This is a genomic window from Ruegeria sp. H8, from assembly GCF_056532905.1.
Genome location: NZ_JBQFNY010000002.1, coordinates 183938 through 198978 on the forward strand (window position 1 = coordinate 183938; position 15041 = coordinate 198978).

Here is a 15041-nt window from a genome sequence, read left to right on the forward strand (position 1 = left end):
GGCCGATATGACCAATGACGCGTTGATCAAACATTTCCGCTCTATCGTCGGTACGCGTCACGTGCTGATTGGAGAGCGCGCGACAGAGCGCTTTCGGCGCGGTTTCCGCTCGGGCGAGGGTGAGGCGCTGTGCGTTGTTCAGCCGGGGACCCTGCTGGAGCAATGGAAGATCCTGCAAGCCTGCGTTGCAGCCGACAAGATCGTCATCATGCAGGCGGCCAATACTGGCCTGACCGAAGGGTCTACGCCGTCCGGCACCTATGACCGTGACGTAGTTCTGATCAACACGCGCCGGATGGATACTCTGGTGCCCTTGAACGACGCAGAGCAGATCGTCAGCTTTCCGGGCGCCACGCTTTTTGCGTTGGAAAAACTGTTGGCCCCGTTCGGACGCGAGCCGCATTCGGTGATAGGTTCGTCCTGCATCGGCGCGTCGATCGTGGGTGGGGTATGCAACAATTCCGGCGGTTCTCTGGTAGAGCGCGGTCCGGTTTACACGGAACTTTCCGTCTATGCGCAAATCACCGAACAGGGTGAGTTGGAACTGGTCAACCATCTGGGCATCGATCTGGGCAGCACGCCGGAAGAGATCCTTGCAAACCTCGATGCAGGCAGGTTCGAACGCAATCCCGGGGCAACCAACAAACGCGCATCGGCCAGCGACTACGCTCAGATCGTGCGGGACGTGAACGCAGAAACGCCTGCGCGGTTCAATGCGGACAAGGCCAGGCTTTTCGAATCTTCGGGCTCGGCCGGGAAGCTGGCCGTTTTTGCCGTGCGCCTTGACACCTTTCCCAAGAACGAGGTCGAGAAGGTGTTCTATGTGGGCACCAACAATCCCGACGATCTGGCGGACCTGCGGCGCCACATATTGTCAGAGTTCAAATCGCTGCCGGTTTCGGCCGAATACATGCATCGCGAAGCGTTCGATATTGCAGCACGCTATGGCAAGGACACGGTCGTGATGATCGACAAGCTTGGCACGGACCGTCTGCCAATGTTCTTTGCGATGAAAGGCGCCGTGGATGCCCGCCTGCGGCGCATTCCGTTTTTGCGAAATTTCACTGATCGTTTCATGCAGGCAGCAATAGCTTTATGGCCCCGTGTCCTGCCCAAACGGATGACGGATTTTCGCGACAAATACGAACATCACCTGATCCTGAAAATGAAGGATGACGGTGTGTCCGAGGCCGCTGCGTGGTTGCCGCGATTTCTGAGTGGCCGGGATGGCGGATTTTTCGAATGTGATGCGCGCGAGGCCAGGATCGCCGGCCTTCATCGTTTTGCGGCGGCAGGCGCGGCGGTGCGTTACATGGCAATCCATTCGGACGACGTCGAAGATATCATCGCACTTGACGTCGCACTGCGCCGCAACGACCAGGACTGGCTAGAGAAGCTGCCGCCTGAGATCGAAGACCAGTTGGTTCACAAACTCTATTACGGGCACTTTATGTGCCACGTGATGCATCAAGACTACATAGTCAAAAAAGGGGCTGACCCAAAAGCTCTGAAGGCCGCAATGTTGAAACTGTTTGACGAACGCGGCGCGGAATACCCTGCTGAACATAACGTGGGGCACCTTTACAAGGCCAAGCCCGACCTGGCGGCACATTACAAATGCTGTGACCCGACCAACTCGTTCAATCCCGGTATCGGCAAAATGTCCAAGGCGAAGAATTACCAATAGCCGGTTTTCCTGCGCGGCAGGTTGCTGTGAAAACGGCCGACAGATTCGTCGGGTTCTGATGAAAAGGGTGTTGGTGCCCGACAGCCTGATATCCTGAGCGCAACCCCGCAAGCATCTGCCGCGCAGAAGGCTGCCAGAACCGAATTAACGGCGCGTGCCAAGAATAGGGGAGATTCGGACGGCGCAGTCGGGGTCGTCGAAATCGGCAGAGAATTTCGCGTTGAGACGTGGAATTCAGCCGCGTATGGCACAGATCGTTCGGTTTTGAGTATCACACACACGCATTTGTCAGGCTGTCCGGGATTTGAACCGGCGGGTTCATGCGGTCAATTGACAGAGCACCCTTCTGTTCAGGTAATTTCAGGGTCGCGTGATTTCTGACAGGTTTTCCTAGGGTTACCCTTGGCTTGCAATCGGCTTGCAGATCATCCCTGCGAAGCTGCGGGCCGGAAGCCTGTCTTGCATGCGAAAATTTGCAGAGGACCGGGGCCGGAAAAACGCCATTTTTCCCTTATTTTTCGCATTTTTTGGGGAACTACGGGAAACCCCCAATTTCGCGCCGCGACAAACAGGGGTAAACATAACTTACCGTACTTACCACACAAACACACACGGTATTAACTTTCCCCGATGAGGGGCTGGCCACACCCCCTCGGCCGGCCCCTCTTAACTTTTTGGGGTCATGGCAGTCGGGATCAGTGGCTATGCGGATCGTTACGGGCGTCGAAGGGCGCGATGATCTTTGCGCCCGGCGTCAGCTTTTGATCAATTCGGCGACGAGGGCGGGCAAATCTTGTGATGCGCCATAGGCCACGGTGTGTGGAATTTCGGCGACCGGTGTTTTCCGGTATCCTTCTGTAAACAGCAAAAACGGGATCTTCGCACGCGCAGCCGTTTCCGCGTCAACTTCGCTGTCGCCGACGAACAGACGCGTGCCGGACGTCTGAAGCGCATCGAAGCTTGCGAACAGATGGTTGGGATCCGGTTTTCTCGTCGAAAGGCTGTCGCCACCCAGAACCGCGCCGAAATACCGGGACAGGTTCAGTGCCTCCAGCACATGCCGCGCCGGTGTTTCGGGTTTGTTGGTGCAGACGCCCAGAACGCATCCCATTTGCTGCAATTTGGCTAATGCCTCCGGGATGCCGGGGTAGGGAACGGTCGTTTCGCTGGCCGCGGAATTGTAGTGATTGAGGGTCAGTTGGGTCAGTTCCGTGTGGCGATCCAACGGCAGCCCGCAATGCCGGATCATGCGTTCGACCAGCTTGGGTAAACCGTTGCCGACGAATCCTTTGATGATGTCCGTTGCCAATGGATCATGCCCAACGTCGTTCAGCGTGCGGTTGGCCGCCGCCGCCAGATCGCCCAGGCTGTCCACCAGCGTTCCGTCCAGATCGAATACAACTGCTGCGGTCATGTTTGCTTGCCCTTCATCGCCCGACCCAAGACCTAACCCGCCTTGTACCGGGGGGCAATCGCCTGTTTCAAAACGATGCTTGACAATCCTTACTAATTTAATCAGGTTAAGCGGCAGGAACAGAAAGCCAGCCCTTTCGGGGTCAGCCAAATCAATTGAAACGCGATAGATATGGCACCATGCCGAAACGCTCTGGAGATGTCCCGATGAACGTACAGAACCCGACCCCAACCCAAGGTTACGCTGTCTCGATGCTTCCCGCGCACAAGGCCGAGGATCTGACCAAGGGCGGCAACCTGGCCCATATAGAACTTGGCGATCAACTCTACACCCTGCGCATCACCCGTGCAGGCAAACTGATCCTGACGAAATGAGCGCGCCTTTCAAGCGCGGCGGCGCAGCGGTTGGCCGCCTTGCCGATCTCGATCCCATCGAAGCGGGTGCCGTGATGTACCTGCGGATGTGGAGCGAAGGCGAGGGCGGTCGTGCCGACGCTGCCAGCGATTTCCAAGTCGCGCTGGGCGTGGATTGCGGGCGTGCGGCAATGCTGACTTTGGATCGCTTGTGCTCGCTATGCGCCACCCATGGCCGCCGCCCCCTGATCCGGCATGGTCTTGGATGTGCATGCCTTGGCGCGGATGAGAATTGCTTTGCCCAGATGATCGCGGCAGCGTCGGAAGGGGCGCGTGAAGATGCGATGATGCTGGCGTCTTTGATCGTACGTCCGGATTTTGCCCCCGCGCTGGCATCTCTGTCGGAAGAACTGGGGCTGACTCTCAGACGTATGACCGCAGGTTTCAAAATGCCGACCACCGGCCACCAGACCCCCTCGGCCGTGCTCCACTGACCCTGAGTGTGAAACGGTTGAACCCCGGCGATGCGCCGGGGTTTTTTCGTTCAGCAGCACCCGCATCCGGCATGGTGATGGTCATGATCGCAAACAGGGGCAGGGGTAAAGTCGCCCACCTCGGACAACACATCCCGCAGCGCCCACAGGATCATGTCAACATCCTCGGCCTCGATGGTCAGGGGCGGGCGGATTTTCAGGATGTTGTCTTTGGGCCCTTCGCTGCCGATCAGGATGCGATGATCGCGCATCCGGTTTTTGACATAGCTGCAAATCTCGGTGCCTTCGCTTCCATCGGGGTTGATCAGTTCCACGCCAAGAAACAGCCCCATACCCCGCACGTCGCCAACGCAACCAAAGTCGGCTTCGATCTGGCGCAGCCCCGCCATCAGACGATCCCCCATCCGGCGGGCATTGTCCTGCAACCCTTCGTCATCGACGATATCCAGCACCTCTTTGCCGATCCGGCAGGACAGGGTTGAACCGCCAAAGGTCGAAAAGAACTCGATCCCGTTGTTGAAGCTGTCCGCGATCTCGCGGGTTGTCACCAGCACGCCCAGCGGGTGCCCGTTTCCGATTGGCTTGCCCATCACCACGATATCGGGAACCGCGCCCTGGTGTTCGAAGCCAAAGTAATACTCACCCAGCCGTCCCAGACCTGTCTGCACCTCATCGGCGATGCAAACACCCCCCGCAGCACGTATTTTTTCGTAAACCGCAGGCAGATAGCCCTTGGGCGGAATGATCTGTCCGCCGACGGACGGGAAGGTTTCCGCGATGAAACCGGCCACGCCCTGTCCCCGATCCCGAAGGGCGGCAATCGCCGGATCGACAAGATCAGCAAATTTTTGTGCCCGGTCCGCATCGTCACGCCTGAATGACCCGCGATAGTCATCGGCAACCTCGACCAGTTCAACCCAGTCGGCTTTCCCGATGCCGCCCGGTTTGTTGAATTTGTAGGCCGAGATCGCCACCGCAGCGTTCGTGTTCCCGTGATAGCCGTGATCCGGCGTCACGATCCCCTTTGCGCCGGTATGGGCGCGGGCCAGCCGCAGGGCTAGTTCGTTTGCCTCGGTTCCCGAATTGACGAAAAAGCAGACCTGTAGGTGATCCGGCATCTTCGACAGGATCTTGTCGGCAAATTCCACCTGTGCCGGATGCAGATAGCGGGTGTTCGAGTTCATCCGCTTCAACTGGTCCGCAGCCACGGCCTGAATGCGCGGATGGGCATGGCCCACATGCGGGACGTTGTTGTAGGCATCCAGATAGGGGCGTCCCCATTCGTCGAACAGGTGATGCTTCCAGCCGCGCACCAGCATGACCGGATCGTCATAGGTCAGGGACAGGTTGCCCCCGAAATGCGCCCGCCGTTTGTGCAGGATGTCCGCTTTGTCAGTTGGGTGATAGAACACCTTGTCATCCGGCAGGTTCAGCAACGCCGCCGGGTTCGGGCAGACCGCGTGCCACAGCTCCAGCTCGTCCGGGTCTCCGACACCGGGCCAGTCCGCTTCCATGCCATCGGTGGTCAGGGCCAGCTGGAAATGCACATGCGGGGCCCATCCGCCATTCTGGCCGGCATCGCCCAACCGCGCAAACGCGGCCCCCTGTGCCACCGGGTCGCCGGGTTTCAGCCGGTCACAGCATTCCGGGTCCAGATGGCCATAGAGCGTATAGAACGGGTCGCCTTCGGGCGTTTCGTGATGCAGGATGATCGCCCCGCCGTAATCAAGGTGCTGGTCGCGGTTCTCGACCACTTCGACCCGCCCGCTCATCGGCGCATGCAGAACCGTCCCGGCAGGCGCAAACACGTCCACGGCCAGATGCACCGTCCGCCGGTCCGAGGCTTTCCAGGGGCCCTTGCGGAACCCCGGCTCGGCATAGATCAGGCGGGGCTCGTTGTAGTAACCCAGCCACAGGTCCTGCCCGTATTCCTCGCCAACGCGCGCGGCCTCGGCCAAAGGCATGTGGAACGGGTCTTGCGGCCAGACGCAGTTTTCGACCGAAAGCGAGCCCATGGGCACATCGCCCAGGTCCTGGCCGAACATGTCGGCAAAATGTCCCCGGTGTTCCTGAAGATAGGTGTGGATGCGTTCAGCCCCATCAACCACGGGCAAGCCGCAAGCCGCCCGCAACCGCGCCGACATCAGCCCGCCATTGACTGACGTGTTCTCAAGGAACCGCCAAGCAGGCGCCTGAGAGATCGTCACATAAGGATCATCCGGATTCTCGGCCGCCATCAGGGTCGAGTTGACGACCGACACGGCAAGCCGCATCCTCAGCAACGGCCAGATCAGGTCAACCTCATCCGCCCGCAGCCGGTTGGCCGCGTGATAGCCCTTTACCAACGCAGCCAGCGCCCGTTCCGGCTTGGGGTGATCCAGCACGACATACGCGCCGGCAATTGCCAGATCGCAGATGCGCGGCGCGGCGCACATGTCGCCCAGATCTATCAGGCCCGAAATCCGCCGCCGCTCGCCCAGTTCTCCTTCGACCAGAATGTTGTAGTCATTGGCGTCATTGTGGATGGCCTGTTTCGGCAGGTCCGCAAGGACATCCGCGATTGCAGCGAACCCCTCACAGATTTCCGTCAGCAGTGCCCGCTGCGCGGGGTCAGAGATCGCGTTTAACTTGTCAGCAATCCAGCCCGCCTGCATCAGGTCCCATTTGAAACCGGCCCGGTGCAACCCTTCATGCTCAAACCCTTCCAGGGCCCGGTCGGTTGCCCCCAATACACGGCCCAGTTTCAGGATCAGCTCTTCGGATTTTGGAGCGGCCTTCGCGTAACACTGGCCCGGCAGGCACTCCAACAGCCAAACCAGCCTGCGCTGTCCTTCAGAATCGGCAATCTCGGGCAGCATTGCGCCGGTCAGATCAGGGAACACCTTGGGAAACGGCAGCCCCGGTGCCTCAGAAGCGATATGTGCCAGCGCCTTGATTTGCAGATCAACCAGATCCGCATCGCATCCGGCCCGCATGGCCTTCAGCACGTAATCCTGACCATTGGTGGCGTGCACCCGAAAGTTCAGATCATACTCACCATCCAACCGCGTCAAACGGGCGTCCAGCCCCCAGAGCTGCCGCAGCGCGGCCGTCCAAAAAGCACTCAAATCGTCCATTCCCGTCTCCGCTCCGATCGCGCCGGAGCCCTCTTCATCTGGCCAAAAATATCCCCGGGGGGAATCGCGCCTTGGCGCGATGGGGGGCAGACAGCCCCCCGCGTTACCCCATGGCCCGCAGGCGCTTGATCAACGACGAGGTGTCCCAGCGGCCACCACCCAGTTTCTGAACATCCTTGTAAAACTGATCGACCAGAGCGGTGACGGGCAGGGACGCACCGGTTTCATTGGCGGTATCCAGACAGATACCCAGATCCTTGCGCATCCAGTCGACGGCAAAGCCATGTTCGAACTGATCATCCAGCATGGTCTCATACCGGTTTGCCATCTGCCAACTGCCCGCCGCGCCCTGGCTGATCACCTCGACCACGGCCCTTCCGTCCAGCCCGGCCTTCTCGGCGAAGTGCAATGCTTCGCTCAGGCCCTGAACCAACCCTGCGATGGCGATCTGGTTGCACATCTTGGTCATCTGGCCCGCGCCGCTGTCCCCGATCCGGCGGCAGATCTTAGCATAGACCTGCATCACCGGTTCAGCCGCATCATACGCCGCCTGATCTCCGCCGCACATGATTGACAGAACACCGTTTTCGGCGCCTGCCTGGCCGCCCGAGATCGGCGCGTCCACGAAGGCGATACCCTGTGATTGGCCGGCAGCGTACAATTCCCGTGTGACTTTTGCAGAAACCGTGGTGTGGTCGACGAAAACAGCCCCGTTGGACATGCCGCGAAATGCGCCGTCCTCGCCCGTGCAAACCATGCACAGATCGTCGTCATTGCCGACGCAGGCCATCACAAATTCGGCGCCTTCAGCCGCGTCTTTCGGGGTGGCCGCCATCGATCCGCCATGCTGCTTTACCCAGGCTTCGGCCTTGGCAGCTGTGCGGTTGTAGACGGTGACGTCATGACCTGCGGCGTGAAGATGCCCAGCCATGGGATAGCCCATGACGCCCAAGCCAAGGAACGCGACTTTTGCCATTTTGTGATCCTCTCCGCTGTTCGGTCGGCTTCAGCGGTGCGTGCCTGGCCGAAGTGTTTGCGAAGACAAAGCAAAGCTGCGCCCAAAGGGCAACCCCAAGTCAGCCCTTCCCGCCCAGATCCTGCAGGATCGGGCAATCCGGCCTGTCATCCCCGGCGCAGGCGTCGATCAGGTGGCTCAGCGTCTCGCGCATCGCGTTCAGGTCGGCGATCTTGGCTTCGATCTGCGCCAGATGATCCCGCGCGACCTGTTTCACATCTGCACTGGCGCGGGTTTCATCCTCGTAAAGCGCCAGCAATGTCCGGCAATCCCCGATGGTGAATCCCAGAGCCCGGGCCCGGCCCAGAAAGTTCAGCTTGTGCACATCCTGATCGCGAAATCGGCGATAGCCGTTGTCGTCGCGCAGCGGTTTGATCAGGTCGATGTCTTCATAGTACCGGATCGTCTTTGCAGGCAGGCCGGTGCGGGCGGACACATCTCCGATATTCATGCGTGCACCTCCTTGGCGGGCGGGATCGGGGTTTCCGGCACGCTGGCTTGAACGCGACGCAGACGCAGCGCGTTCGAGACGACAAAGACGCTCGAAAGCGCCATCGCGCCCGCCGCCAGTGCCGGAGACAACAGATGGCCTCCGAACGGGTACAGCGCACCAGCGGCGACCGGGATCAGCAGGACATTGTAACCGAATGCCCATCCCAGGTTCTGGCGTATGTTCCGCATCGTTCTGCGGCTGATCTCGGTTGCATTTGCAACCCCGCGCAGATCGCCGGACATCAGAACGACATCAGCCGTTTCGATGGCCACATCGGTGCCCGTCCCGATGGCGATGCCTATTTCAGCCGTTGCCAGCGCCGGGGCGTCATTTATGCCGTCGCCGACGAAAGCCAGCGTTCCGAACTGGTCCCGCAAGGCGGTGATCGCATCCACCTTGCCGTCGGGCAGCACTTCGGCGGTGACGTGATCAATCCCCAGCCGATCAGCCAAGGCCTGCGCGGTGCGCGCGTTGTCTCCGGTGACCATGGCCACGGTCAGACCCATTTGGTGGAGCCGCTCCAGCGCCTCTTCGGTGCCGGGTTTGACCGGGTCGGACACAGACAACGTGGCTGCGGCCTGCCCATCCAATGCGACGAACAATGGTGTAGCCCCTTCGGCGGCGCGGGCCTCTGCCTCGCTTGCCAGGGGGCCAAGGTCGATCCCGCATTGTTGCATAAGCCGGTGCGACCCGATCAACACGTTTCGGCCTTCAACCAGCCCCTGCATGCCAAGCCCGGTAAGCGACAGGACGTCCGTCGCCTGTGGCAGCGTCGCAGGCCCGGCCCGGGTGATCGCCGAAGCTATCGGGTGTTCCGACCGAGCCTCGAGGGCGGCGGCCAGCCGCACGACCTCATCCCTGTCAAACCCGGACGCCGTCAGAACATTGTCCAGTTCCGGGCGGCCCAGTGTCAGGGTCCCGGTCTTGTCCAGCGCGATGATGCGTGCCTGCTGAAGCTGCTGCAAGGCATCGCCCTTGCGGAACAGCACCCCCAGTTCGGCCGCGCGCCCGGTGCCGACCATGATCGAGGTCGGAGTGGCCAGACCCATGGCGCAGGGGCAGGCTATGATCAGCACCGAAACCCCGGCGACAAGCGCCAGCGGCAGGGCGGGGCTTGGGCCGAAGATCAGCCAGGCCGCGACGGTGATCACGGCGACCAGGATGACCGCCGGGACAAAGCGATATGTAATCCGATCGACCAGGCCCTGGATCGGCAGCTTGGCCCCCTGCGCCTGCTGCACCATGCGAACGACCTGGGCCAGCACCGTGTCGCCCCCCACGCGCGTCGCCCGAACCCGCAAGGCGCCGGTGCCATTCACGGTTCCTCCGACAACAGCCGCGCCGGCTGATTTTCCAACCGGTATCGGCTCGCCCGTGATCATGCTTTCATCGACGTAAGAGGTGCCCTCGAGCACTTCGGCATCCACCGGCACACGTTCGCCCGGGCGGATGTGCAGGATGTCGCCCACCGCAATCTCGGCGATAGGGCGGTCTTCTATCCGGCCATCGATTTCGACCCGCGCGCTTTTGGGTTGAAGGCCGGCCAATTTACGGATCGCGGCCCCGGTTTTGCCCTTGGCGCGCGCCTCCATCAGCCGGCCCAGAAGGATCAGAACGACAATCACAGCCGCCGCCTCGTAATAGACGTTGGCAGTTCCGATCGGTAACGCGCCGGGGGCAAATGTGGCCACGACCGAATACAGATAGGCCGCACCGGTTCCCAGCGCGACCAGCGCGTTCATATCCGGCGTGCCCCTCAGCAACGACGGGATGCCCTTGTGATAGAACACGCGACCGGGTCCCAGCAGCAGGGCCGTTGTCAGGGCGAACTGAATCAACTGGCTGGTCTGCGTACCGATGGTGGCGTGTACCCAATGGTGGAAGGCGGGGATCATGTGCCCGCCCATCTCAAGTATGAACACGGGCAGGGCAAGAGCGGCCGCCAGCAAAGTGGCCCGGGTCAGCCCTGCTGCTTCAGTGTCTGCGCGGTCTTCGGGTGTCGAAGCGGCTTGAAGCCGCGCCGTGTATCCGGTGTCGGTGACCACCTGTGCCAGCGCCTGTGGCATCGTTGTCCCCGCAGCGTAAGTCACCGCGGCAGTTTGTGTCGCCAGATTGACCTGCGCTTCGATCACACCGGGGCTGGCCGCCAGCGCGCGCTCGATCTTGGCCACGCACGAGGCGCAGTTCATACCTTCAATGATCAGATCCGCCCGGCTGGTCTCGGCCGGATACCCTGCCGCGTCCAATGCCTTGGTCAGCGCCGAAACCGGCCCGTTGAAAGCCACCTGTGCGGACTTGGTGGCAAAGTTGACCGAGGCCGTTTCAACCCCGGGCACATCACACAGCGCCTCTTCAACGCGTCCCACGCAGGATGCGCATCCCATGCCCGTGATTTTCAGCTCTGTCAGTGCTTTTTGCGCCATGCGACTCGCCCATGAAGTTTTCTTGCTCACCAGATGGGGGTTCCAGTGACGGGAAGGTCAAGGGCCTGGGGCAGTTTTTTAAAACCCCGAGCCGCGCATGTTTCGTTCCATCATGCGCTGATAGAGGCGCGGTGACAGACGGTTGAGCCACCAGGACAGGCGCGCCACGCGGCCAACCGGGATCATGGGCTGCGATTTGTCCAGCCCCCGCAGGATCGTTTCGGCGGCGGCCTCGGGGCTCATCTCGTCCATCCCGTCCTTCGCCGATCCGGGCCGCGCTGTGCCATCCGCCTGCTCTTGCGCGTTGCCGGGGTTGGTGGCCACAAAGGACGGCGCAGCGATCAGAACCTCAACGCCATGAGGGGCTTCTTCCGAGCGCAGCGATTTGAAGAACCCCTCCAGCGCGTGTTTCGAGGCAGCATAGGCCGTTCGATGATAAAGCGGTGCAAACCCGGCCACCGATGAGATGGCCAGATGTGTCCCCTTTGACGCCCGAACCGGGTGCAAAAACGCGCGGGCCATTTCAACGGCCGCAAAATAGTTGATGTCAAACAGAGTTCGGTGGCTGGCCGCGTCGGACTTTTCAAAGCCCCGGATTTGCGTGACGCCGGCGTTGTAGATGACCAAATCGATACTTTCGCTGGTCGCGATCACCTTTTGGGTTGCTCTGGCAAGCTGGTCGGGATCCGTCAGATCGCAGCCAACAGGCAACTGGTTCGGCCCGGTGTCCAGATCTGAAATATCGAGATCCAGCAGCACCACCCGCCACCCGCGACTTTGCAGTGAATGGCTGAGGGCCCGCCCCAAACCGCCCGCCCCGCCGGATATGACAGCCGTCTTCATAGCCCCGCCTGCTTTTGCCAGAGTGCGAATACCTGGGCGCTGGTTTTTTTCGGCGTGTACCCGAAGTCGGATTTCAGGGCGGTGTTGTCCAGAACCGGTCGATATTGCAGAAATCGCACCTGTTCCGGCCCATAACGGGACAGACCCAGCGGGCGCGCAGCGGCCAAAGCCGATTTCAGCGCCCAAGCGGGCAGGCGCAGAACCGGTTTCCCCATGGCGCGGGCCAGATCGGTCACGCCCATCGCGCCGTCCCCGGCGACGTTGTAAACGCCATCCGGCCCGTCGGTTGCCGCGCGCCTCAAAATGCGTGCCAGATCATGCGTCCAAATGAACACAAATGGGCTTTCGCTGCCGACCACGGCCAGCAGGCGGGGTTTGTGAAACAGGGCGGTGATCTGGTTTTCGGACCCGGCCCCCAGAACCGTGCCCACGCGCAGCACGACCTGTTCCAGATCGGGAGCGGTTTTGCGAACCTCGGCCAGCATCTCTTCGACCTGCCTCTTGTGATCGGAATACGGGAACTCTGGGTTGCCACGCAGCGGATCACCCTCGCGCAGGGGCACGGGGTTGTCCGGGTGATAGCCGTAGGCCGCACCCGAGGATGTGACCACCAATCTACGTACTCCGTTGGCAAGGGCCGCGTTCACCACCTTGCGGGTGCCTTCGACATCAACCGCATATGCCGCCGCCCGTTCCATTTTGGGCGGTGGCGTCACGATGGAGGCCAGATGCACAATGACTTCAGGCTTCACTTTACAGATTACACGGGCGGGCGCGTCGGTCGTCACATCCATGGGCAGATAGTGGACGTTTTCCGGCATGCTGTTGGGGCGTTTGATATCCGTTGCAAAAACATCGTGCCCCTCGAGTTCGGGCAACAGTGCCTGCCCGACCATACCGGCGGCGCCCGTGATCAGGATACGGCTCATCGCGCGGCCTCGGTTCGGGCCATGACCGACGCCAGGGCAATCCCCGAGATCGCGTGCCAGATGCCCCAGAACGCGGCCACGACGGCCATGCCGCCCAGCCCGTGGAAAAAGGCAAAGATCAGCACCAGCCCAAGACCGGAATTCTGAATGCCGGTTTCGATGGTGATGGCACGGCGATCGAAAGGGGACAGCCGGGTCAGAGTGGCCACAACCCAACCGCCCCCCAGCGCCAGGGCATTGTGAAGGATCACAAGCCCGGCAACAGCCCCGGCAAAGCTGAGGAAGAACCCCCAGTTCGCGCCCAGGGCAAGTAAGATGAAAGCCGTAAAAATACCCATCGACAGGTATTGCAGCGGCGCGCGCAACCGTGTGGTCAGGGCCGGGCGGCGCTGGTTCAGAGCAATGCCCAGGACCAGAGGCAGGATCAGCATCAACCCGACAAGGATTGCGATTTGCACCGGGTCAATCTGGGTCTGTTGCAGGATCGCGCGTGTCGGCGGATACAGCCCGCCCCAAAGCGCAATGTTGAAGGGCGTCATGAAAATCGCGCCGATGGTGGCAAAGGCGGTCATCGACACCGACAGCGCCGCATTGCCACCGGCGCGGTGCGTAATGAAGTTCGAGATATTGCCCCCCGGACAGGCTGCGACAAGGATCAGCCCAAGCGCAATTGACGGTCGCGGAGCCGTCACCCACACAAGCGCAAAAGTCAGCGCCGGCAGGACCAGGAATTGGGATACCAGCCCGACGATCACTGGCTTCGGCGCGCGTCTGAGGCGATCAAAATCCCTTGGCGTCAGATCGATCGCAATCGAGAACATCACGATCGCCAGTATCGCATTCAACAGCGTCAGAGAGGCCGGGCTGAAATTCAGCGTAATTTCGTCGATACCACTCATACGGCGGCTTTCCGCAGCCGCTCGATCCACCCGGTGACAGCCTTTCTGTAGGTGGCCTTGTCCACGTAGTAAGCCATTCGCGGCAGATCGATATAGCTCATGCCTCCGGTGGCGCGCGTATAGTCTTTTTGCTTTTCGGCTTTCAGATCGGCCGCCACCGGGCAGCCCTTCTGAAGACCTTTGATATAGCGCGCCACCATTTCGGCCTGCTCGTGCCTGCCCTGCCAGCCCAGACCCGTGGCCTCGACCATGCCCAGCACAAAAAGATCGTCCCGTTCGGGGTGCATCGCGTTCAGGTACAGATGTGGGGCATCGCCCTGCCAGTTCAGCAGGGCCCGGTCGATGAACGGATAGTGCAGCTTGTATCCGGTCGCGGCGAGAATCATGTCATATTCTGCGCGCGTGCCGTCCTTGAAATGCACGGTTTTGCCTTCCAGGCGGTCGATATCGGGGCGAATGCGCAGGTCGCCATGGCCTGCGTGATACAGGACCAGCGAATTGACCACCGGGTGGCTTTCGTACAGCTGGTAATCGGGCTTGGGAAAGCCGTATTTCTGAGGATCACCGACAAACCAACTGAGGATGAGGCTGTCCACCTTGCGTTTCAGCCACATCGGCAGGCGGATTTTGCCGCCCAGCGTGTCGGCCGGTTTGCCGAAAACGTATTTCGGCACGAAGTAATAGCCGCGGCGCATCGACAGGTCGCAGCGTTCTGCGTGATGGATTGCGTCAACCGCAATGTCACAGCCGGAATTGCCCGCGCCCACGACCAACACGCGCTTGCCGTCGAACTGACTGGGGTACCGATATTGCGAGGCATGGATCAACTCGCCGTCAAACGTGCCGGGAAAGCTGGGCATATTCGGTTCCGACAAGGTGCCGTTTGCAATCAGAACCCCTGCGAATTCAGCCTGATGCTCACCTTCGGCGTCCCGCCATGCAACACGCCAACCGTCGCCGGATTTGCCCAGCGGAGTGATCCGGGTGACTTCTGCATTGAAATTGTAACTCTTGCGCAGGCCGAAACGATCGGCAAAGGCCCGGAAATAGTCGCGCATCGCCCGGTGCGAGGGGTACTCGGCCACCGCCTCGTCCATCGGGAAATCCTCGAACTCGGTCATGCGTTTGGAAGAGATCAGATGCGCCGATTCATACATGGTTGATCTGGGGGCATCGATATCCCACAGACCGCCCACATCCGAATGCAATTCGAACCCCTGAAAGGCGATGCCCTGTTCCTTGAGCACCTTGGCTGCGGCCAAACCCATCGGCCCCGCCCCGATCAGGGCGAATGCGTTGCGTGTCTGTGTCATGAACCCTCCCGACGTTCGCGATGCTTAACTTGAACGAACGACCAAAATAAGGCAAGATGAAA

At 60.8% G+C, this 15041-nt stretch carries 12 protein-coding genes; 3 read left to right on the forward strand and 9 right to left on the reverse strand.

Features of this window, described 5'->3' with window-relative positions:
• Positions 1 to 7 precede the first annotated feature (7 nt).
• On the forward strand, positions 8 to 1687 hold the full coding sequence (gene dld, locus ACR0A2_RS07295; RefSeq protein ID WP_480834592.1) for a D-lactate dehydrogenase: 1680 nt from the start codon (positions 8 to 10) through the stop codon (positions 1685 to 1687).
• A 754-nt stretch (positions 1688 to 2441) separates the two neighbouring features.
• Here the strand turns inward: dld and gph are convergent.
• A complete protein-coding gene (gene gph, locus ACR0A2_RS07300; protein ID WP_480834593.1) occupies positions 2442 to 3101 on the reverse strand; it encodes a phosphoglycolate phosphatase in 660 nt (219 codons plus the stop codon).
• Positions 3102 to 3307: 206 nt separating this feature from the next.
• Between gph and hemP the strand changes: the two genes are divergently transcribed.
• Together hemP and ACR0A2_RS07310 are read left to right on the forward strand one after the other, a co-directional pair.
• Positions 3308 to 3475, forward strand: a complete 168-nt coding sequence (hemP, locus tag ACR0A2_RS07305) for a hemin uptake protein HemP (protein ID WP_083445319.1) — start codon at positions 3308 to 3310, stop codon at positions 3473 to 3475.
• Positions 3472 to 3948 carry a hypothetical protein gene (locus tag ACR0A2_RS07310; RefSeq protein WP_480834594.1) on the forward strand — a complete coding sequence of 159 codons (477 nt, stop codon included), beginning with the start codon at positions 3472 to 3474 and terminating at the stop codon, positions 3946 to 3948. The genes hemP and ACR0A2_RS07310 overlap by 4 nt, the downstream gene beginning before the upstream one ends.
• Positions 3949 to 3998: 50 nt before the next feature.
• On the opposite strand, the gene ACR0A2_RS07315 is transcribed toward ACR0A2_RS07310, so the two are convergent.
• From ACR0A2_RS07315 to ACR0A2_RS07350, 8 genes are all read right to left on the reverse strand, one after another.
• A complete protein-coding gene (locus tag ACR0A2_RS07315; protein ID WP_480834595.1) occupies positions 3999 to 7064 on the reverse strand; it encodes an aminotransferase class III-fold pyridoxal phosphate-dependent enzyme in 3066 nt (1021 codons plus the stop codon).
• 103 nt (positions 7065 to 7167) lie between these two features.
• A complete protein-coding gene (locus tag ACR0A2_RS07320; RefSeq protein ID WP_171232840.1) occupies positions 7168 to 8040 on the reverse strand; it encodes an NAD(P)-dependent oxidoreductase in 873 nt (290 codons plus the stop codon).
• Between the two features lie 100 nt (positions 8041 to 8140).
• Positions 8141 to 8530: a Cu(I)-responsive transcriptional regulator gene (cueR, locus tag ACR0A2_RS07325; protein ID WP_171118663.1), complete on the reverse strand. Its 390-nt coding sequence runs from the start codon at positions 8528 to 8530 to the stop codon at positions 8141 to 8143.
• On the reverse strand, positions 8527 to 10995 hold the full coding sequence (locus ACR0A2_RS07330; protein ID WP_480834596.1) for a heavy metal translocating P-type ATPase: 2469 nt from the start codon (positions 10993 to 10995) through the stop codon (positions 8527 to 8529). The genes cueR and ACR0A2_RS07330 overlap by 4 nt, the downstream gene beginning before the upstream one ends.
• A 78-nt stretch (positions 10996 to 11073) precedes the next feature.
• A complete protein-coding gene (locus ACR0A2_RS07335; RefSeq protein ID WP_480834597.1) occupies positions 11074 to 11838 on the reverse strand; it encodes an SDR family NAD(P)-dependent oxidoreductase in 765 nt (254 codons plus the stop codon).
• Positions 11835 to 12767 carry an SDR family oxidoreductase gene (locus tag ACR0A2_RS07340; protein ID WP_480834598.1) on the reverse strand — a complete coding sequence of 311 codons (933 nt, stop codon included), beginning with the start codon at positions 12765 to 12767 and terminating at the stop codon, positions 11835 to 11837. Before ACR0A2_RS07340 ends, ACR0A2_RS07335 begins: the two co-directional genes overlap by 4 nt.
• On the reverse strand, positions 12764 to 13666 hold the full coding sequence (locus tag ACR0A2_RS07345; protein ID WP_480834599.1) for a bile acid:sodium symporter family protein: 903 nt from the start codon (positions 13664 to 13666) through the stop codon (positions 12764 to 12766). Before ACR0A2_RS07345 ends, ACR0A2_RS07340 begins: the two co-directional genes overlap by 4 nt.
• Positions 13663 to 14979 (reverse strand): flavin-containing monooxygenase, encoded by a 1317-nt coding sequence (locus ACR0A2_RS07350; protein ID WP_480834600.1) that lies wholly within the window; start codon positions 14977 to 14979, stop codon positions 13663 to 13665. The genes ACR0A2_RS07345 and ACR0A2_RS07350 overlap by 4 nt, the downstream gene beginning before the upstream one ends.
• Positions 14980 to 15041 lie beyond the last annotated feature (62 nt).